The organism is Bacteroides caecimuris (assembly GCF_001688725.2).
GTDB classification, from domain to species: Bacteria; Bacteroidota; Bacteroidia; order Bacteroidales; family Bacteroidaceae; genus Bacteroides; species Bacteroides caecimuris.
Genome location: NZ_CP015401.2, coordinates 4,454,036 through 4,473,459 on the forward strand (window position 1 = coordinate 4,454,036; position 19,424 = coordinate 4,473,459).

Annotated in this window: 14 protein-coding genes and 5 pseudogenes; 6 read left to right on the plus strand and 13 right to left on the minus strand. The window is 41.9% G+C overall.

Annotated elements, in window-relative coordinates:
* Positions 1 to 120: 120 nt before the first annotated feature.
* Complete coding sequence (locus tag A4V03_RS21095) at positions 121 to 321, plus strand: hypothetical protein (RefSeq protein WP_024987452.1); 201 nt, start codon at positions 121 to 123, stop codon at positions 319 to 321.
* A gap of 19 nt (positions 322 to 340) precedes the next feature.
* A complete protein-coding gene (locus A4V03_RS19195) occupies positions 341 to 4,411 on the plus strand; it encodes a two-component regulator propeller domain-containing protein (RefSeq protein WP_024987453.1) in 4,071 nt (1,356 codons plus the stop codon).
* A gap of 72 nt (positions 4,412 to 4,483) precedes the next feature.
* Here A4V03_RS19195 and A4V03_RS19200 read toward each other — a convergent pair whose 3' ends face one another.
* From A4V03_RS19200 to A4V03_RS19220, 5 genes and pseudogenes are all read right to left on the minus strand, one after another.
* Complete coding sequence (locus A4V03_RS19200; RefSeq protein ID WP_065539989.1) at positions 4,484 to 6,415, minus strand: DEAD/DEAH box helicase; 1,932 nt, start codon at positions 6,413 to 6,415, stop codon at positions 4,484 to 4,486.
* Between the two features lie 114 nt (positions 6,416 to 6,529).
* Positions 6,530 to 6,757, minus strand: a pseudogene (locus tag A4V03_RS19205) (tyrosine-protein phosphatase); the annotation flags it as partial.
* A gap of 172 nt (positions 6,758 to 6,929) precedes the next feature.
* Positions 6,930 to 7,850: a carbohydrate kinase family protein gene (locus A4V03_RS19210; protein WP_065539991.1), complete on the minus strand. Its 921-nt coding sequence runs from the start codon at positions 7,848 to 7,850 to the stop codon at positions 6,930 to 6,932.
* Positions 7,838 to 8,443, minus strand: a complete 606-nt coding sequence (locus A4V03_RS19215) for an SIS domain-containing protein (protein ID WP_065539992.1) — start codon at positions 8,441 to 8,443, stop codon at positions 7,838 to 7,840. The genes A4V03_RS19210 and A4V03_RS19215 overlap by 13 nt, the downstream gene beginning before the upstream one ends.
* A 4-nt stretch (positions 8,444 to 8,447) precedes the next feature.
* Entirely contained in the window at positions 8,448 to 8,981 is a 534-nt protein-coding gene (locus tag A4V03_RS19220) for an LOG family protein (protein ID WP_065539993.1), read from the minus strand.
* Between the two features lie 105 nt (positions 8,982 to 9,086).
* On the opposite strand from A4V03_RS19220, the gene A4V03_RS19225 reads away from it, so the two are divergent.
* Complete coding sequence (locus A4V03_RS19225; RefSeq protein WP_024987456.1) at positions 9,087 to 10,307, plus strand: M16 family metallopeptidase; 1,221 nt, start codon at positions 9,087 to 9,089, stop codon at positions 10,305 to 10,307.
* A 54-nt stretch (positions 10,308 to 10,361) separates the two neighbouring features.
* The gene (locus A4V03_RS19230) at positions 10,362 to 11,462 is read left to right on the plus strand and encodes an SGNH/GDSL hydrolase family protein (protein ID WP_065539994.1); all 1,101 of its coding nucleotides are present in this window, start codon (positions 10,362 to 10,364) and stop codon (positions 11,460 to 11,462) included.
* Between the two features lie 129 nt (positions 11,463 to 11,591).
* Here A4V03_RS19230 and A4V03_RS21475 read toward each other — a convergent pair.
* Positions 11,592 to 11,729 (minus strand): annotated as a pseudogene (locus tag A4V03_RS21475) (transposase); the annotation flags it as partial.
* Between the two features lie 489 nt (positions 11,730 to 12,218).
* Positions 12,219 to 12,434: pseudogene (locus tag A4V03_RS19235) on the minus strand (RNA polymerase sigma factor); the annotation flags it as partial.
* Positions 12,435 to 12,728: 294 nt separating this feature from the next.
* On the opposite strand from A4V03_RS19235, the gene A4V03_RS19240 reads away from it, so the two are divergent.
* Together A4V03_RS19240 and A4V03_RS19245 are read left to right on the plus strand one after the other, a co-directional pair.
* Entirely contained in the window at positions 12,729 to 14,288 is a 1,560-nt protein-coding gene (locus tag A4V03_RS19240) for an ATP-binding protein (protein WP_065540512.1), read from the plus strand.
* A gap of 59 nt (positions 14,289 to 14,347) precedes the next feature.
* Positions 14,348 to 14,545, plus strand: a pseudogene (locus A4V03_RS19245) (dihydrofolate reductase); the annotation flags it as partial.
* On the opposite strand, the pseudogene A4V03_RS19250 reads toward A4V03_RS19245, so the two are convergent.
* The 6 genes and pseudogenes from A4V03_RS19250 to lepB form a co-directional block, all read right to left on the minus strand.
* Positions 14,462 to 14,929, minus strand: a pseudogene (locus A4V03_RS19250) (aspartate dehydrogenase domain-containing protein); the annotation flags it as partial. The pseudogenes A4V03_RS19245 and A4V03_RS19250 overlap by 84 nt on opposite strands.
* A gap of 90 nt (positions 14,930 to 15,019) precedes the next feature.
* Positions 15,020 to 15,724: a hypothetical protein gene (locus A4V03_RS19255; protein WP_065539996.1), complete on the minus strand. Its 705-nt coding sequence runs from the start codon at positions 15,722 to 15,724 to the stop codon at positions 15,020 to 15,022.
* Between the two features lie 24 nt (positions 15,725 to 15,748).
* Entirely contained in the window at positions 15,749 to 16,219 is a 471-nt protein-coding gene (locus A4V03_RS19260) for a hypothetical protein (protein WP_065539997.1), read from the minus strand.
* Between the two features lie 202 nt (positions 16,220 to 16,421).
* On the minus strand, positions 16,422 to 17,036 hold the full coding sequence (locus tag A4V03_RS19265; RefSeq protein WP_065539998.1) for a TetR/AcrR family transcriptional regulator: 615 nt from the start codon (positions 17,034 to 17,036) through the stop codon (positions 16,422 to 16,424).
* Positions 17,037 to 17,731: 695 nt separating this feature from the next.
* Positions 17,732 to 18,400 carry a WbqC family protein gene (locus tag A4V03_RS19270; RefSeq protein WP_065539999.1) on the minus strand — a complete coding sequence of 223 codons (669 nt, stop codon included), beginning with the start codon at positions 18,398 to 18,400 and terminating at the stop codon, positions 17,732 to 17,734.
* Positions 18,401 to 18,480: 80 nt separating this feature from the next.
* A complete protein-coding gene (gene lepB, locus A4V03_RS19275) occupies positions 18,481 to 19,422 on the minus strand; it encodes a signal peptidase I (protein ID WP_065540000.1) in 942 nt (313 codons plus the stop codon).
* Positions 19,423 to 19,424: the final 2 nt, after the last annotated feature.

Below are 19,424 nucleotides of genomic sequence, written 5' to 3' on the forward strand. Positions count from 1 at the left end.
ATTTAAGGAATTAAATTAAATGATTAAAATTCTCTGATGCTAGTTTTGATTTTGAATGGAGAGTACTTTTAGGTCATACGTATTAGTGTTTAATGGATATAAAATAGTGTCTTGACCGTTATGAAAATCAGACGTTGCAAATATGGGGGTGGTGCTGAGGAATGTATGTACGAATTTATGCCATTTATGTCTTTTCTTGATAAAATGGCAGGAATTGAGGAGGAAATGGCGGAAAATCGTGCAATTTATTATCTGTTTATTATTGGTGTAAGAAGTTTCTTTATTACTTTTGTATTAATGAACTGCATCTTTTGCTATTGAATGAAATACTTTGTTGCTTATGGGAAAAACATATCTTTCTCGATTTTTCTTTTTTCTCGTTATCGGTTGGTGGAGTCTGTTGGATGTTGAGGCTACAGCATATAGTTTGCGTCAGTTTTCCAGCAAAAACGGATTGTCTAATAGCGCCATTCTTTCTATTTGTCAGGATTGTGATGGATTGATCTGGATTGGTTCGTGTGACGGATTAAATGTGTTTGATGGGACTGAACTCCGTTTGTATAAGCCTGTTGATGTCCGGAACAATTTGTCTGGTAACTTGATTGATAATATAATGGAAGCGGAAGACCATGTTTTATGGATACAGACGAATTATGGACTCGACCGTTTCGATACTCATTTGCAAACTGTTCAGCGATTTAAAGACTTTCAGGATATTAGCTGTATGGCAAAAACGCGGGAGAATGATGTCTTGGTCATTAAGGATGACGGTTATATTTATTATTTTGATCGGAAAGGACTTAAATTCCACCGTTTGAATGCAAAGCGGTTAGCTTTTGAGGATATACAGTATATATGTGTGGATAGTGCGAATGTTCTATGGATTTTTTCTTCCGGTGGTGATGTCCGTAGTTATGTTATTGAAAAGAAGGAAGATAGTATTCCGGAACTTATTCTTCAGTCGTTGTTTGAGCAGGAGGGAGAGTTGTTTTGGACATCAGGAGAAGGAGATTTGGTTTATTTTATTGACGATGCTTATGATCTTTATGAGTATGATTTGCGTAGCCGGAATAAATATTTCATAGCTGATTTGAAAGAGGAGATAGCTCAGCGAGGGCAGGTCTCTTCTATTGTCAAGCAAAGAGATGATTATTATGTCGGTTTCAAAAGCAGTGGATTGATTTGCTTGAAATATCAGTCCGACAGTAAGGTTAAATATGTCATGCAATCAATCGGCATTGAATCCGGCATTTTCTGTCTGTTTAAAGATCGATTTCAGGATATTATTTGGGTGGGAACTGATGGACAGGGGGTATATATGTATTTCATCGACCATTTTTCTATTCGGAATACTTTATTGGATACTTCTGACTATCAAATTAACACTCCGGTGCGGGCTTTGTTTTTGGATGATGAGCAAACGTTATGGGTGGGGACTAAAGGAGATGGAATTTTGCGTATGCTCCGTTATGCTCCAGATACGGGAGGAAAGTTTGATGTGGAACGGTTGCATACAGGGAATAGTTCGTTGACGGATAATTCCGTTTACTGTTTTGCTCCTAGTTGTTGGAATCGACTGTGGATAGGAACGGAGCATGGGATGAACTATTATTCTTATCGGGAGAGAAAAGTAAAAGAGTTTCCTGTTATGGTTGACGGTAAGACGTTGAGATATGTGCACTCTATATGTGAATTGAATGACAGTACGATTTGGGTGGCTACTGTAGGTGAGGGAATTGTGAAAATTGTGCTGAACGTTTCTGATGGAGAACCTAAAGTTATGTTTACCCGAAGAATTGTGTTAGATGGAGGGAGAAGAGCCTCTAATTACTTTTTTACGTCTCATCAGGAAAATGATTCCATTTTATGGTTTGGTAATCGTGGTTATGGTGCTTACCGGATGAATGTGAAGACGGAGGTGATGATGCCATTTCGTTTTGACCAGGAAGTCAGTAACCAGGCTGTAAATGATATTTTTGCCATTCTTTCAAATAAAAAAGGCTATTGGTTGGGTACTAGTTTTGGGTTGACACATATGCAGTCGCCCGGTAATTATCGGGTATATAATGAGGCAGATGGATTCCCCAATAATACGGTTCACGGCATTTTGGAAGATGGCGAACATAATCTTTGGCTAAGTACCAATCAAGGGGTGGTACGGTTTAATATTGAGGCAAATACTGTCCAGGCTTATAATCGGCAGAATAATCTGGAAGTCACAGAGTTCAGTGATGGTGCTTTCTTTAAGGACGAGCGTACAGGGACTCTCTTCTTCGGTGGAACGAACGGATTTATTACTATCAATGAAAACGATCTTACGGCTATGGAATATATGCCGAAATTGCAGTTTTACCGTCTATCTATCTTTGGAAAAGAATATAATATTTATCATTTTTTGCGGCAAGATAAAGAGGTGGAAGTGTTGGAACTGGATTATAGCCAGAATTTTTTCAATTTATCTTTTGTAGCTGTCGATTATATCAATGGTAATAATTATACTTATTCTTATATGATAGACGGACTAAGCAATAATTGGATAGAGAACGGCTCTTCTACAACGGCTGTTTTCTCCAATCTTCCACCCGGTCAATACACTCTTTGGGTGAAATGCCGGAGTAATATTATGGGTAAAGAAAGCAAGCCGTACTCTTTGGTCATTCGTATTGCTCCTCCTTGGTATATGACACAATTGGCTTATTGGGGATATTTCTTGCTGTTTCTTCTTTTGCTTTGGGGGCTTGTTTATATGGCTATTCGTCGCTATCGTCGGAAACGGGATATTATTATTGAGAAACTGAACCGACAAAAACGAGATGAAATTTATGAATCTAAATTAAGGTTCTTTACAAATATCACACATGAATTTTGTACACCTCTTACTTTAATATCAGGACCTTGTGAGAAGATTCTGTCCTATGCCGGAACAGATGGATATATCCGTAAATATGCTGATTTGGTTCAACAGAATGCACAGAAACTGAACTCGCTGATTCAAGAACTGATAGAATTTCGTCGGTTAGAAACAGGGCATAAGGTATTGGATATACAAGAGGTAGCTGTGGATGAGCATACTCGGGGCATTGCCGAATCTTTCGGTGAATGGGTGGAAAGTAGAAAGGTGGATTATCAACTAAATATTGAGGAGGGAGATCGCTGGAATACAGATGTGAGTTGCTTGAGTAAAATTGTCAATAATTTGATATCGAATGCTTTCAAATATACCTCCGATGGCGGTAAGATAACTGTGGAGCAATGTATTGAAGGAGAAAGGCTTTGTATCCGTGTATCCAATTCAGGTAAGGGAATTAAGAAGGAGAATCTGGATAAGATATTCGATCGCTATAAGATTCTGGATGATTTTGAAACGCAGAATAAGAACGAAGCTTTCCCGAGAAATGGCTTGGGACTGGCTATTTGTCATAGTATGGTGAATCTGCTTGCTGGAGAGATTCGCGTGATGAGCATACCGGAAGAGGTGACGACTTTTGAGGTTGTTTTGCCGATGTTGACTGTTACTGATGCGAAATCAGGAGAATTGAAGGAACTGAAGAAGCAAGTAATGCCAATTAGCGATAAACCAGTAGAGCAGAAGAAGGATATTGTTGCAGATTATGACGCTTCTAGGCAGACTATAATGATTATTGATGATGATCCTTCTATGTTGTGGTTTGTGACAGAAATCTTTGCGGGTAAATATAATGTGCAGCCGTTTAATAGTGCGCAGGAGGCGTTGGAACAGTTGAAACTGAAACAACCGGACTTGATTTTATCGGATGTGATGATGCCGGATATGGATGGACGGGCATTTGCGAAGATTGTGAAGGAAGATAAATTGTTGAGTCATATTCCGCTAGTATTGCTCTCGGCACTTAATTATATTGATGAGCAAGTGAAAGGAATCGAATCGGGTGCGGAGGCATACGTTACAAAACCTTTTAATGTCGAATATCTAGAGAAGATTGTAGAAAGGCAGATTAGGCGTAAAGAGGATATGAAAGAGTATTATAACTCTATTTATAGTGCTTTTAAACTGGAAGACGGGCATCTTTTGCATAAAGAAGACAAGTCGTTCTTTGAGAAAATGATGCGAGTGATAGATGAATATGTGGAGAATCCGGAGCTTTCGGTAGAGTTGTTGAGCGCTTCATTAGGGTGTAGCACTCGTCAGTTTTATCGGAAATTGAAGAATATAACGGATAAAACTCCGGCTGACATTATCAAAGAGTATCGTCTGACGGTAGCGGAACGCCTGTTGCTTACTACAAATCTTACAGTAGAGGAGGTTATGAATAAGGCGGGTTATACGAATAGAGGTACTTTCTATAAAGTGTTTTCTCAAAAGTTCGGAATACCTCCGCGGCAGTATAGAGAGATGAAAAAAAAAGATTTGAAAGAGAAGGACTTTCATTAGTATAATTGAGTGGGGGTGTGTCAAGGGTTTGAATAGTTTATCACGTTGACACACCCCCAATTTCTCGGAAGATTAAAGTTGCTTTTTGGGCTTTCTTCTCGCCCATCCTTCTTCACTGAAGTCAGGCTCCTTATCTTTGAAAAATTCCTGCCAGTTATCTTTCCTTTTCGGTCCGCGGGCATCCGAATATCCCCGCTCTGCACGGCTTGGTTTTTCCTTCTTGCTGGATTTTGAACCTTTGGCAGAAGCATCCTTAGATTTTCTGTCTTTATTTTCATAGCGTGGAGCGCGCTCTTCGTTTTTACCGGATCTTTTACCGCCTTTGCGTTCACCCGAACCGTTTTCGTGTCCTTTTCCGCCTTCTTCACTGGAAACTTCTACAACAACTTTGCGACCATTCCATTTGGCACGGTTTAGAGCTTTTAGAACATTGACAGTTTCTTTTTCAGGTACTTCGAAGAAAGAGAAGTTCTGCATCAGGTCAATGCGTCCCAACTCGATACGTCCGCGTGTATTACTGTTCAATAAGCCGATAAGATCACTGGGGAAGAAACTGTCTGTTTTACCCAGATTGATGAATAGGCGGTTGAAGCCTGGAGCAGCTTTCCGACTTCTCTTTTCGAAACCGTTTTCTTTGCGGTCACCTTTTCTGGCACGTTCACTACGGCTTTCAATTGTTGGTTGTTCTATTTCCGGGCGGTGGCGGTAATATTCTGCGAAACGGTTGAATTCGTGCGAAACCACTCGTTTTATCAGGTCTTCCTTGCTCAACCATTCTAGTTTACGATAGATTTCCGGCATGAAGCCTGCGATTTCTTCTTCATTTACTTTTACTTTTTCAAGGTCGTCAATAACCTTAATCAACTGCTTCTGGCAAATGCCTGCCGCAGTCGGCATCTCTCCGGTAATGAATTTCTTGCCGATAATTCGTTCTATTTCTCTTAACTTTCCCTTCTCGCGGAGATTGATGATAGCGATAGAAGTACCGGTTTTTCCGGCACGTCCCGTACGTCCGCTGCGGTGAGTGTAGCTTTCTGTATCATCAGGCAAGCCGTAGTTGATGACGTGAGTCAAATCGTCCACATCCAGACCACGGGCTGCTACATCCGTAGCAACAAGCAGCTGCAGATTACGAATACGGAACTTTTGCATGACAGTGTCTCGTTGTGCTTGTGAAAGTTCGCCATGCAGCGAGTCGGCATTATAGCCTTCTTGCATTAATTTGTCAGCAATTTCCTGTGTTTCCTTGCGGGTACGGCAGAAAATAATACCGTATATTTGCGGGTAATAGTCGACAATGCGTTTTAAAGCCTCGTATTTATCTTTCGCTTGTACGGTATAAACTACGTGTTTAACGTTGTTGGTACTTTCGTTCTTACGGCCAATAGTGATTTCTTTCGCGTTACGTAAATAGTTTTTGGAGATACGTGCAATTTCCGGGCTCATAGTAGCGGAGAAAAGCAGTGTGTTACGTTCTTGCGGTACATCAGCCAGAATAGCGTTAATGCTATCTGTAAATCCCATGTTCAGCATCTCGTCTGCTTCGTCCATTACAACGTTGCGGATGGTGGATAGGGAAACGGTCTTGCGTTCCATCAAGTCCAGCAAACGTCCAGGAGTGGCTACGATGATATGTACGCCTCGTTTCAGGCTGCGTATCTGGCTGTCAATGGAAGAACCTCCATATACAGGCAGTACTTTTAGTCCATCAATGTATTTGGAATAGTCGTTCAGATCTCCTGCTATTTGGAGACAAAGCTCACGGGTAGGGCAGAGGATCAGCGATTGTGGGATTCTGTTCTTTACGTCAATTTGTTGGAGCAGAGGCAAACCGAATGCGGCTGTTTTACCTGTTCCTGTCTGTGCAAGAGCTACTACATCATTATTTTCTCCTAAAAGGTACGGAATCACTTCCTCTTGTACCGGCATGGGATTCTCGTATCCCATTTCTTCAATTGCTTTACGTATCTCCGGAGAAACGCCAAGCTCTTCAAATGTCTTCATTAAATCTCTGTATATCTTTTATTTCGGATGCAAAGATAGTTAATTTAGTTGATAATGAATGGTTGATAACGGATAATTATTGTAGACATCATCATATTTATCCTTTATCAACAATCAATTATCTGTTAATAAAATGCTGCGCAACTGTTCTATGTCTTCCATAAAAAGTTCGATTCCTCTTTTCGGATACGTTTGTATACTCCCATATTCAGATTCAACCTGTTCCTTTGCGGCATTCAGGAAATCTTTTTTAACCGAATAAATAGTAGTGATTGCTTCTTGAGAGTTGACCGGCAATTTATAGGTGTATTTAGAGGCTTTGGGGATATTGAAATAATCGTTATGGTTGAGAAGAACGGTGAACTGCTTTTTGAATTCCTTTGCGATAATTAGACAAAGTTGATAGTAATTTACGTGTTTGAATATCGTCACAAAGGACACAGAGGGTATAGTCATTTTAGTTGTTGAGCGAATGATATAAAGCTCTGTGTCCTTTTGTGCATTATGGTAAATTTTACCTGTATTTCTTTGCAAACTCCACGGATACCGAATTACTGAAACTTCCGCAAACCTCGGCTGCGAAGTCTTTTCCGCATTGGATTATTTTATCCCATATATCTTCGTTCAAGTTATTTAGGTCGCGGTATCGAACATCATATTTGAGTAATCCATAAATGAGTCCTGCATTAAAATTATCGCCGGCCCCAATGGTGCTGACTGCCTGTAACGGTTCTACCGGATAATCTTTGTTGACCAGATTGGTGCGTAACGCTACTTTTTCTCCACCTGCAGTACAGATGAATCGTGGGCAATAGAATTTGATTTTATCCTTGTATATCTTGTCTACGTCCTGTATGTTGTACATATAGAGGAAATCCTCCAATGAACCGCGTACAATATCCGCATATTCAAGATTCTCAATAATGGTTGGAGCCAGTCTGATGGCTTCGTTCTTATGAGAAGAGCGGAAATTCGGGTCGTAATAGATGATGGCTTTCTTTTCCCGTGCCTGATCGAGTAATTCGAGAATCTTTTCCCGCAGTACCGGATTCAGTGCATAATACGACCCCACCATCACAATGTCATCTTCCTCTAATTTAGGGAATAGGACGTCCAGGCGTTGCTTGGGATAGTCCTTGTAAAATATATATTCTGCATCGCTTTGCTCGTTGAGAAAAGCCAGAGATACTGGTGATTTACCGTCCGGGAATACGTTGACATGATCGGTTGGAATATTATTCTCACGCATAAACTGCAGGATAATATTGCCTACACGGTCATTCCCGGTTTCACTGATGAAACCGACGTTTACTCCCATTCGTCCCAATGAGACGATGCCATTGAATACAGAGCCTCCCGGTACGGCTGCGGAAGGCTGGTCGCCTCGAAAGATGATGTCGAGGATTGTCTCTCCGATACCGATTACTTTTCGCATAGTGATCTTGATTTTTCTCCCAGATAACCACCATGATGGCGTTTTGAATATTCGGCGATCGTGAATCCTGTTTCTTTCATGGTTTGCACCACCAATATATCTCCGATCACTGTCATGGCAGTGGTAGAGGTAGTAGGAGTCATGCCTAACACACAGACTTCAGCCGGCCTACCGGTACTAAGGCAAACATCCGACTCTTTTGCCAACGGACTGTCCGGATTACCAGTAATAACAATAAACTTCAAGTCCGGATCCAGATTATGAGCCAGACGGGTTAATTCCACAATTTCCCGTGTCTTGCCCGAGTTGGAGATCAACAGGAGTAAATCATTTCTTTGTAAAATACCCAAGTCCCCGTGTTGCGCTTCGCTGGGGTGCAGAAAGACGGATGGAATACCGGTGGAACAAAAAGTTGTAGCAATGTTCATGGCAATCTGTCCGGCTTTTCCCATACCGGAAGTTACCAGTTTTCCCTTTTTCTGATGTATTTGTTCTACAATCAGTTTCACTGCTTTTTCATAAGCGTCTGTTACAGGGATGTTGAGCACAGCTTGTGCTTCCTGTTGCAAAAGTTGTTTGATGGAGTCTATCATATAATCAGTTTATTTTTTCTTTTAATTCGTTCAATGTGTTTGCTACTTCGTAATAGGTTGAGAATGGTTGCCGTGCAAACCCTTTATCCTCCAGGGTGTGGAGTGCTTTCAATAGTTCGTCATAGAAACCATATTCGTTGTAGAAGATGACCTTCTTCCGGTGATAGCCGATAGAAGCAGCGGCTATTACATGGAAAATCTCATCGAGCGTACCAACGCCTCCGGGTAGTGCGACTAGCACCTCCGACTTCTCCGTTATGATGTCTTTGCGGTCACTCAAATTGCGGGTGTGAATTTCTTCGTCTAACAGAGTGCTTACTTTGCCGTTCTCCTCCAGTTTGGCGGGAACAACTCCGATGACCTTGCCGCCGTTTTCTTTCACGGCGCGGGCGATACATTCCATCAGTCCGAGGCTGGCACCTCCATATATCAAGGTTTTGCCTTTCTGCCCCATCCATTCTCCTATTTGGCGGGCACTTTCGAAGTACATTTTGTCAATGTTTTCGGAGGCGGAACAGAATATTCCTATTTTTTCCATATACGTTGTTGCTGTTATAGTCCACAAATATCTGCAATTTTCTATAAACAGCAATAAGTTTTATTGTATTTTTGTGGCATTAATTCAATAAGGAAGTAGAAAACAATGCATTGCAACGAATATACATTGCCAAATGGCTTACGTATTATCCATGAACCGACCCTCTCAAAAGTAGCTTATTGTGGTTTTGCGATCGATGCCGGAACGCGCGATGAGGCGGAGAATGAGCAGGGAATGGCCCATTTTGTGGAACACCTGATTTTTAAGGGAACGGAGAAGCGGAAAGCCTGGCATATCCTCAACCGGATGGAGAATGTGGGTGGCGACCTGAATGCTTACACTAATAAGGAAGAAACGGTGGTCTATGCCGCTTTCCTGAAAGAACATCTGGAACGGGCGCTTGAACTGTTGGGGGATATTGTATTTCATTCAACTTTTCCGCAGCATGAGATAGAAAAAGAAACGGAGGTCATTATTGATGAAATCCAGTCGTATGAGGATACTCCGTCGGAACTGATCTTCGATGATTTTGAGGATATGATCTTCCGCAATCATCCATTGGGAAGAAACATTCTTGGTAAACCGGAGCTGCTGCGGAGTTTTCGCACAGAGGATGTTCTGTCGTTTACCCGCCGGTTTTACCAACCGGGGAATATGGTGTTTTTTGTTCAGGGACAATATGAATTCAAAAGAATCATCCGCCTGGTAGAGAAATACCTCTTGGATATTCCTGATGTAAGAGTAGAGAATCGTCGTACACCTCCGCCTCTTTATGTGCCGGAACATCTGACGGTTTCCAAAGACACACACCAGGCACATGTAATGATGGGTAGTCGTGGCTATAATGCGTATGACGACAAACGAACGGCTCTCTATTTATTGAACAATATCCTCGGAGGTCCCGGGATGAATAGCAAACTCAATGTGTCTCTTCGTGAGCGTAGAGGGCTGGTTTATAATGTCGAATCCAATCTGACCTCTTACACGGATACAGGGGCTTTCTGTATTTATTTCGGGACAGATGTGGATGATATGGACACCTGTTTGAAACTGACCTATAAGGAACTGAAGCGGATGCGTGATGTGAAAATGACTTCCTCCCAGTTGGCAGCAGCGAAAAAGCAGTTGATCGGACAAATCGGAGTGGCATCTGATAACTTTGAGAATAATGCGCTGGGAATGGCGAAAACATACCTTCATTATCATAAATATGAATCATCCGAGTTTGTTTTTAGGCGTATTGAAGAGTTAACAGCAGAGCAATTACTGGAGGTTGCCAATGAAATGTTTGCAGAAGAGTATTTATCAACGCTGATTTATAAGTAGCTTTTTTGATACAGCTACGATATACTGGAATAAACTATTAATATTAAACTGATCATGAGAAACTTAACACGAAATGTATGGATTTGCTTGGGTCTGATAATGTTTCCCCTTACAACATTCGGACAGCAGAAGAACAATTTTACCTATGTGCCCGCCCAAGAGCTTTTACTGGTAGGAAAAGCGACTACCGAAGGCGAATATTTCCACCGGGTAGACACTGCAAAGTATTGTATGATGCCTCCTGCGGCAAAGAAGCTATTCACTAACTCTGCAGGTTTGGCTATTTCCTTCACAACGGACAGCCCGGTGATAAAAGCTAAATGGACTGTTTCTGGCAATTACCAATTGCCAAACTTGACCGGGATAGCCCAGAAAGGCTTGGATTTGTATATCAAACGCGATGGGAAATGGCAATTTGCCGGAGTAGGGATGCCGGGTGGCGTAACTACGGAAAGAGTGATTGTTGATAATATGGGAACCGAAGAGAAAGAATGTTTGTTATATCTGCCTTTATATGATGAGTTGAAGAGTCTGGAGATAGGCGTTTCTTCTGATGCTCACATACGTAAAGGAGAAAATCCGTTCAAAGAAAAGATAGTGGTATACGGGTCCAGCATTTTGCAGGGAGCATCTGCCAGTCGTCCCGGGATGGCTTATCCGGCTCGTTTGTCCCGTAGCAGCGGATATAATTTTATCAATTTAGGATTGAGCGGAAACGGCAAGATGGAGAAAGAAGTTGCCGAGATGTTGGCGGATATTGATGCGGACGCTTTCATCTTGGATTGTATTCCTAATCCTTCTCCCAAAGAGATAACCGACCGGACTGTTGACTTTGTAATGACCTTGCGGGAAAAACATCCGGATACACCTATTATTGTGATACAGACATTGATACGCGAAACGGGAAACTTTAATCAGAAAGCCCGTGAGAATGTAAAGCAACAGAACGAGGCCGTCGCCGAACAAGTAGAAGTACTGCGTAAAAAAGGCGTAAAGAACCTGTATTTCATCAAAGAAGACCGCTTCTTGGGAACAGATCACGAGGGGACTGTAGATGGGACCCATCCGAATGACTTGGGATTCGACCGGATGTTGAAGAAGTATAAGCCGGCTATCAGTAAGATTCTGAAGATTAAGTTCAAGGCTGAACAATAAGGATGAAAGATCATAATGGAGACAGATAGCCAAAGAAATAAAGGTCAATTCATGGGGGTGAATTGACCTTTTTCTTTTATTAAGATGTTAAGTTGCTGTTGGTGGCTCACCCGATAAACATAGGGGGGCCTAAGCATATGGTTTTGTAAGTCTGAACAGAAAGAACCTGATATCCGTCACCCCTCTCAGAGACGCCCTGAATGCTTTGATTTTTGCGTTGAACGATTCAGCGAAGGCATTTGCGGCTCTGTCAACAAAGAAATTCAAGCCGGCAGAAGGGGGCAGCCCGAAAATCCTGTGGGCGGTTCATGCTTCAATGCAGTCAACAATCACCGGCGGGAGAAAGTTTTCCGACAGACGCCCCGTTCTGTTAACGGATGCAAACGCAATAGAAGAGAGTTTGTCCGCATTTTGGAAAACGCAACAAGCCATCCGTTGGTTTGCATCATTTAACAATTAAGCGTCAAATTCCGTTTTATCCTCGCTTCATGAAGCATTCATTTTCGTTTCTTCACGGATATTAAGTAAATATTTATTCAATTTTAGAACGAAGAGGGAACGAAGGGGGAACGAAGGGGAAACGAAGGGGATACGAAGAAGTGACGAAAAAGCAGCGGACAAGCGAGGAAAAGACAAAAAATCAGAATCTTCGGGAAGGCTCCGGAAGGAGCTTGTTTTTTCGTTTTTTTATCAGTCTGTTAACCAAGATTAAGCGTCCGGAGTGAACCGCCGAATGGAAAACCTTGGGTACGGATGTTGCAGGAATTCATCATACAATAATAGGTCTTCCGGAGATACATCGCTTTCCTGGTTCTCGCAATACTCCATAAAGTCCTCGAATTGCAGTTCGTTGACTTGTTTGCGGAAATAATCGATTACTTGATGTTTGGCAATAGTGAAAATAAAGGCTTGGAGGTTACCGAAACTATTCAGTTGACTACGGTTGTCCCATAGCCGTAGAGAGGTATCTTCCTGTAATAGAAGTAGGTCAGGCAAATATAATGAATTGTTTCAAGACAAAGAGGAATGGTGGTTGATTTTGTTTAAAAATGAATAGAAAACAAAGCGAATGTATTGTTTGTGCATTATCAGGAACTTATATAATTAAACTTTTCTTATAATTTCTTCTTTATTGATATTCGCGGCTGCTTGTATAGAGATTGCGAAACTTCAGTAAATAAATGGTTGGCAGGTTTGCTTTCATTACCGGAATTCGTATTTTTGTAACAAATACGTGTTTGATAACAATTGAATAGCAAAAATAATATGTTGGTGACGGGCAGAAAACTCCCTATCGGGATTCAGACTTTCGAGGATATCCGCAACGATGGATACTTGTATGTGGATAAGACAGCATTGATGTGGACCATGGCGAATACAGGCAAGCCTTTTTTCTTGAGCCGTCCGCGCCGGTTTGGAAAGAGTTTGCTGATTTCTACGTTCGAAGCGTACTTTAAGGGACGGCGTGAGCTTTTTACCGGACTCGATGTGGAGAAATTAGAAACAAAATGGGAGGTGCATCCTGTGTTGCATATTGATTTGAATGCCGAGAAATATGATTCGCCCGATAGGTTGGATGCTATTTTAAGTAATCAGTTGACCCAGTGGGAAGCCATCTATGGTGTGGGAGATGATGAAACTACTTTATCCTCCCGTTTTTGGGGCATCATCCGTCGTGCTTCCGAACAAACGGGTAAAGGAGTGGTGGTATTGGTGGACGAGTATGACAAACCATTATTGCAGGCTATTCAGAACGAACCGCTTCTCGATTCTTACCGTTCTACTCTGAAAGCTTTCTACGGGGTACTGAAAAGTGCAGATCGCTATCTCCGTTTTGCGTTCCTGACGGGTGTTACCAAATTCTCGCAGGTCAGCGTGTTCAGTGACTTGAACCAGTTGATTGATATCAGCATGAATTATGATTTCTCTACTATTTGCGGCATTACCCATGAGGAGCTTCTCGCTAACTTTGAACCGGAGATCGAGGCGCTATCGCAGGCGAATGGCATCGACAAGCAAGAAGTCGTGGATACAATGACCCGGCAATATGATGGTTATCACTTTCATCCCAATGGCGGGGGAGTGTTCAATCCGTTTAGCGTTCTGAATGCTTTTTTCAGTAAAGAGTTTAGCAATTATTGGTTTCAAACCGGAACTCCTACCTTTCTTGTAGAGCTGTTGAAGGAGAGCGACTATGATCTCCGTTTGTTGATGGATGGTATAGAAACAGCGGTTTCCGCTTTCACCGAATATCGTGCAGATAAGAAAAACCCGATCCCATTGATTTATCAGAGTGGCTATCTGACCATTAAGGACTATGACAGACGATTCAAAATGTATCGTCTTGGTTTTCCTAACGATGAAGTACGTTACGGTTTTCTCAACTTTCTGGTTCCATTTTACACCTCCGTGACCGATGATGAAAGAAGCTTTTATATCGGCAAATTTATCAATGAACTGGAAAATGGTAATGCGGATGCCTTCATGCGTCGTTTTGAAGCTTTCTTTGCAGATTTTCCCTACGAGTTGAATGACCAGACCGAGCGTCATTATCAAGTTGTCATTTACTTGATCTTCAAATTGATGGGACAATTTACTCAGGCAGAAGTACATAGCTCACGAGGGCGCGCAGATGCTGTGGTGCGGACTCCTAAGTTTATCTATGTTTTCGAATTTAAGTTGAATGGGACTGCCGGCCAAGCTATGCAGCAGATTGATGAGAAAGGGTACGCACTTCCTTATGCAGTGGAAGGTCGGCAGGTGATAAAAGTCGGTGTAGAGTTCAGTGCAGAGAAGCGGAATGTGGAACGCTGGGTTGTAGCCTGATTTTGATTTCAGGTACAAATGATTACTTCATTAATAATACTTCTAAAATAAAAAAAACGATGTTTCAGAAACTTGTAGCTATAGAGCCGGTCAGCCTGGTTCCGTCGGCCGAAAAAACGTTGTATTCATTTGCCGGTCAGGTTGTGATGTATCCTGACATACCCGCGAGTGATGATGAAATCATTGCCCGTATCGGAGATGCCGATGCGGTGCTCCGTTTGCAAAGAATCATCATAAACGGGAGTTCCTTTGAGTGCGTTAGGACCTTTTTCATTGAAGAAGCGGGCCGTCGTATTTCCCATTAGGGAGGCAGCTCTTAAAACATCGAATCCACCGGTAGCTCCGGATGCGATATAGATTCGTGTGCCATTTGTCTTGGCGGTTTCTGCCACTTCCCGCATAGCGGCAGGGGAGGCCGACTCTACCAGATAATCTGGTTTTAATGCTAATAACTCTTCCAATGTAGCGCAAGCAATGCAAGGTTTGCCATGTTGCTGCATTTTACGAACGATGTGCGCTGCTTTTGAAGCCGTACGCGAATAGACACCTACCAGATCGTAATCTGGTAATAAGCCTTTGACAACTGCATCCGCAATGATTCCTGCAAGTCGTCCACATCCTACAATGACTAACTTTTTCATGCAACAAAGATAATACTTTTATTGGTAAGACCTTTGGGCGCTAATTATCATATTTCAGTTCTTTCCGGGTGGGATGCATCCATTTTTACATCAGGACTCTTCTATGGGCAATGCTACTTTCAGATTCGGATAACAGTCGCCCAGGCGTTTTAGAAAATCATTGGCAATGACAATGGCATGTACCGTTTCTTCCGCATCTGCCGGAGTTCCGGGAATATTCGTGAAGATCAGGCAGGAATAAAGGATGAGTTCAATCGCTTTTCCGTCTGTCTGCAAAGAGAGCTTATAGGCTTTTACATTTTTGCCGCGAGCTTGTGCCTGTGCTTTTACTTGTCCCTCCAAAGGATATACGGTGAGCCTGGAGTTTTTGAGTTGCGAAGGTTCGAATATCAGATGCTTGTCAATTTCCCCATCGGTATCTGTGTCGAACAGGTGCAGCTTATCACCGCTTAATACCAGATATTTAGGAGTTGCCACGGTAGTGAAACGCACGGTTCCCAAAGTAGCCATTCCTTTCAGTTTGTCTTTCACACCGTCTTTGAGGGCATCTACCATATTGTGTTCGATGTTGGCATAATTGAAAGCATCGATAGGGCTTTGCTCCATCGCTTTTTTCAGAAAGGGGAGTTCGGATGTCAGAAATTGGTTCTTGTATTGTGCCGCATTTGCAAATTCTGCTTTGAAATCGGTACTGTCTACTGCCTGAACCTGTTGGGAAACTTTGCTTTTTATATAAAACCAATATCCCAAAGATAGGATAATGCAGACAATTGGAATAAGCGAATAAATGTTCATGAGTTTTAGTTTTAGGTATCCGTACTATTTTTCTTCTTCCTCGTTGTCATCCTTCTCTTTTTTCACTATGCCCAGAAGTCCCAGGATAAAGTCTTTCAGATAGGATAGTAGGCCTATGACTATCAACGCTGCAAAACCATAAAAAAGAAGGCTGCCACCCCATTTGTCCCAAATGGTGGGTTCAGGGATGAGGCTGCTAAGTTCTTCTACATTCAGGTCTTTCCGGATTGCTTCGGCATATTCGTCAGGAATGTCGTAATACGTATCGGGTTTCGATTCGGAAAAGAGTACGAGCATGCGTTTGCCATCTTTCTCGATATAGCCTAAATCCAGATGAGCGCCTTCGTCCGTTTTATAATAGGAGCTGTCGGGGAGGGTTGCTACTTTGGGAATGTTGTTGCTTACAGGAATTCTGATTCTGCGTGCCTCGGCATTACTACTCATCAAAAGACCGGCTATGACGGTCAGAATAAATAAAAACTGTTTCATAATTATTATAATTTAATGTGTTAATGGCTGATAGAGGAATCTACTTTCATACAGTGCTTGTTTTACAACATTATAACTACCATTTTTTAAATGATAGTGCCAAAGTTATAAAACAATTCCGAAAAAGTGAACGATCGTTTCTTTTTTATCTTTTTTTTGCATAGCTAGTCTAGGTGGAAGGGATATGGTTTGTGTTGAATAATACAGTCTAGCTTTTTAATAAGGAGTAAACAGCATGTAAATGTTTGGAGAGTAGTTGGGTGTCCAATCCGCCCAGGAATGCCATTTCAAAGGACAGTCCCATGTAAACCTGCCGGAACATGATTACCGCTTCTTCAATGTCTACGTCTTTTTTTAGTTCTCCTGTTTGTACGGCGCTTTGGATGGCGGCACGCCAGTAAGCATAATCGCTGGCTACGAGATTATGGAGTTTTTCTTTGGCGTCAGGATCATACTGGATCACTTGAAACAGAAAATGAAAATATTGGGCATGGTATGAAAAATTTTCTGGCACCACCTTATTTACACTTAATAGCTTGCTTAGCATATCCATCGTTCGTTGCACTCCTCTCACGTATTCATCTATAAATTCGGCAAACGTACCGTTGGTTGCAGTGAATTTGTTTCGTGGATTTTGTGTGCCGAACAAAAATCTGTCCACTACGGCAATGAATAACTCTTGTTTGTTCTTGTAGTATTTGAATATGCCGGCTTTCGACATTCCGAGCATCTTACCAAGTTCCGCAAAACTGGCTTTTTCGTAATTCACGGACATAAATAGTTTGAACGCAGCTATTAATAAATCATCACGGGTAATTTTCATATTACGGCAGTCTTTTATAATTTTCTATCCCCGAAAATACGATTTTATCGGATAGCTTGCATAAAAGCGGGCAATAGATTAACAAAAATAAATCAGGAAATGTGGTTGATGAATCAGTGAAAAGTTATTTTTTAGTAAATCACCTTTCATTGTTTTTCTGTATCAATAGATGGGACAGTGGCGAGTTATGTAATTCTCTAATAGTTTTAAAACAAGGTTTCACCAGTTTTGCCGTTAGTTGAATAGCTATAAATCAATATCTTATGGTGAAAGAGGATGCAAAATACAGAAATATTCATCCTTCACTCCCTTCACTGTTCTTTTTATATGCTATAAGCTAAAGTAAATATGCTCATAGCAAATGCTCCATCAAGTATTAACACTTGAGTTGTAGGCTATTAATACTTTGTATCTAGGCTATTAATACTTGAGTTGCTGGACATATATACCCAAGACGCAGGATATATATATCCAACGTGCAGGATATATATGCCCAATACATTGGATATATATGCCCAACAAATTGGATGTATACACCCATTAATCTAACGTAAGTTCGATATAACTTTGTTCGCATGGTTTCCTTCCCGAAGGAGGAGAATCGGAATAGTACAAGCTTATATCGAACTGATGTTAATCTATATGATGTAAGCATCTTCGCAGTGCTATCTTCTCATTTGCTAAACTCTAATCACTTAGTGGTCTACTCTATTGGGGCTTTTGACTAAGCAACTGTCTAGTACCAACAGACTTTCCGGTCCCATATTGAACAACAAGTCTATGATACTCAAATTGGGCAGGAAACCCAGTTTGGACTCGAAAACCTGATAGTAAGGTTGCGGAACAAACTCTGTATCCACTTCCCTGAAATCCTTTTTCGGATGAATCACTTCCCGAAGATCGGATTCTCCGCGAGCAAACTCCATCTTATATTCGGAAGTGCGCTCAATGGTGGGGTGAATATCAATCAATTCACAGACCATCCGGCAGAGTTCTTCGTTGAAATCGATTAAAAACTCGTATTTCTTTTCATAGAAAGGGCGGAAGTCATCCTTGTAGTACTCGAAGAAAGGAGTATTGTTGTAGGCCGATTCGATGGCGTTCCAATGTAGATGTCTCCAGTTGCCGTGGTCGGAGATGCGGATATCCTTCATTGGGCACTTCAATGTATCGGGCTTTACGGTTGGGATGGAAAGAGCTAACTCACCCGATGGGCCGGCAATGGTGCACCGGTTGCGGTAGGTTTGTTTTATATAGTGGTCGTATTGTTCTACAAACACTTTGTCATAAGCCAGTAGTTTGGTATAATATTCAACAGGAGCGAGATAGGCTGAAGATAAATAAGCGATGTTCATTTCTTTCATTTTAATTCGTTTAGGAGGCTTTGTTAGTAAGGATATTATGAGATATTATGAAGAGGATGTTTCTTTGATGATTCGGCAGATCATTTCACTGTTCTGAAGAAACGCTTCCACCGATATCCGTCAAACAAACCTGTTTCTTTTTCTTTAGAGAACCAAATGACGGAGGCTTTTCCGATGATATGGTCTTGCGGGACAAATCCGAAGAGCCGTGAGTCGGAGAAGTTGACCGTATTGTTAGACCCCATCCAATAGTAATCTTTGGTGAAATAACAGTGTTGTGTGGGTTTTCCGTCCACGTAGAGAGTGTCGTTCTTTATTTCTGCCTGTTTGCCTTCGTGCATCACGAGGGTATTCCGCAGCAAGGTCATGTTCCAGGGATAGACCCGGATGAATTTCCCTTTTCCGGGGACAATCAGCGGATTTGGTTCGGCATCTTCTTTGTTCGACAAAGGTTGGACGAAACTCTCTTTCCCATTCATGGCCTGTTCCAACAGATAATATTCGTAGCGGCTGAAACTGCGCACATGGGTACTGTCATTACTTCCCATCAATCCGTCGTTGGTAATGGAAAGGGTATGCATGAGTGACGTAATCAGATTTTCTTTTGAAGCGGGATACGAATAAAGTCTTTTCTTATCCGGGTTAAACTGTGCCTCCGGAGAAATAACGGAGAAAAGAGAATCGACCAATAACGTATCGCCCGGAACTCCGAGACAACGGCTGATATAGATTTCCCGACGGTCGATGACAGGTTGCCGGATTCCGGCAGGATTATTGAACACTACGATGTCTTGCCGACGCACGGGACTCTCGCACCAGCGGTGATAAGAGAAAAGCGACATGAAAGGAATCCGCAACCCGTAACTCCATTTGTTGACCAGGATACGTTCACCCTGAAAAATGGAATTCTCCATGCCGGTGGAAGGGATAAGGCAGGACGTGAAAGCAAATCCCCGGAGCAGAAGCACTACGGCTACTGCTCCGGCAAATGCTAGTATCCATTTGAATTTACGAATGTTCATCA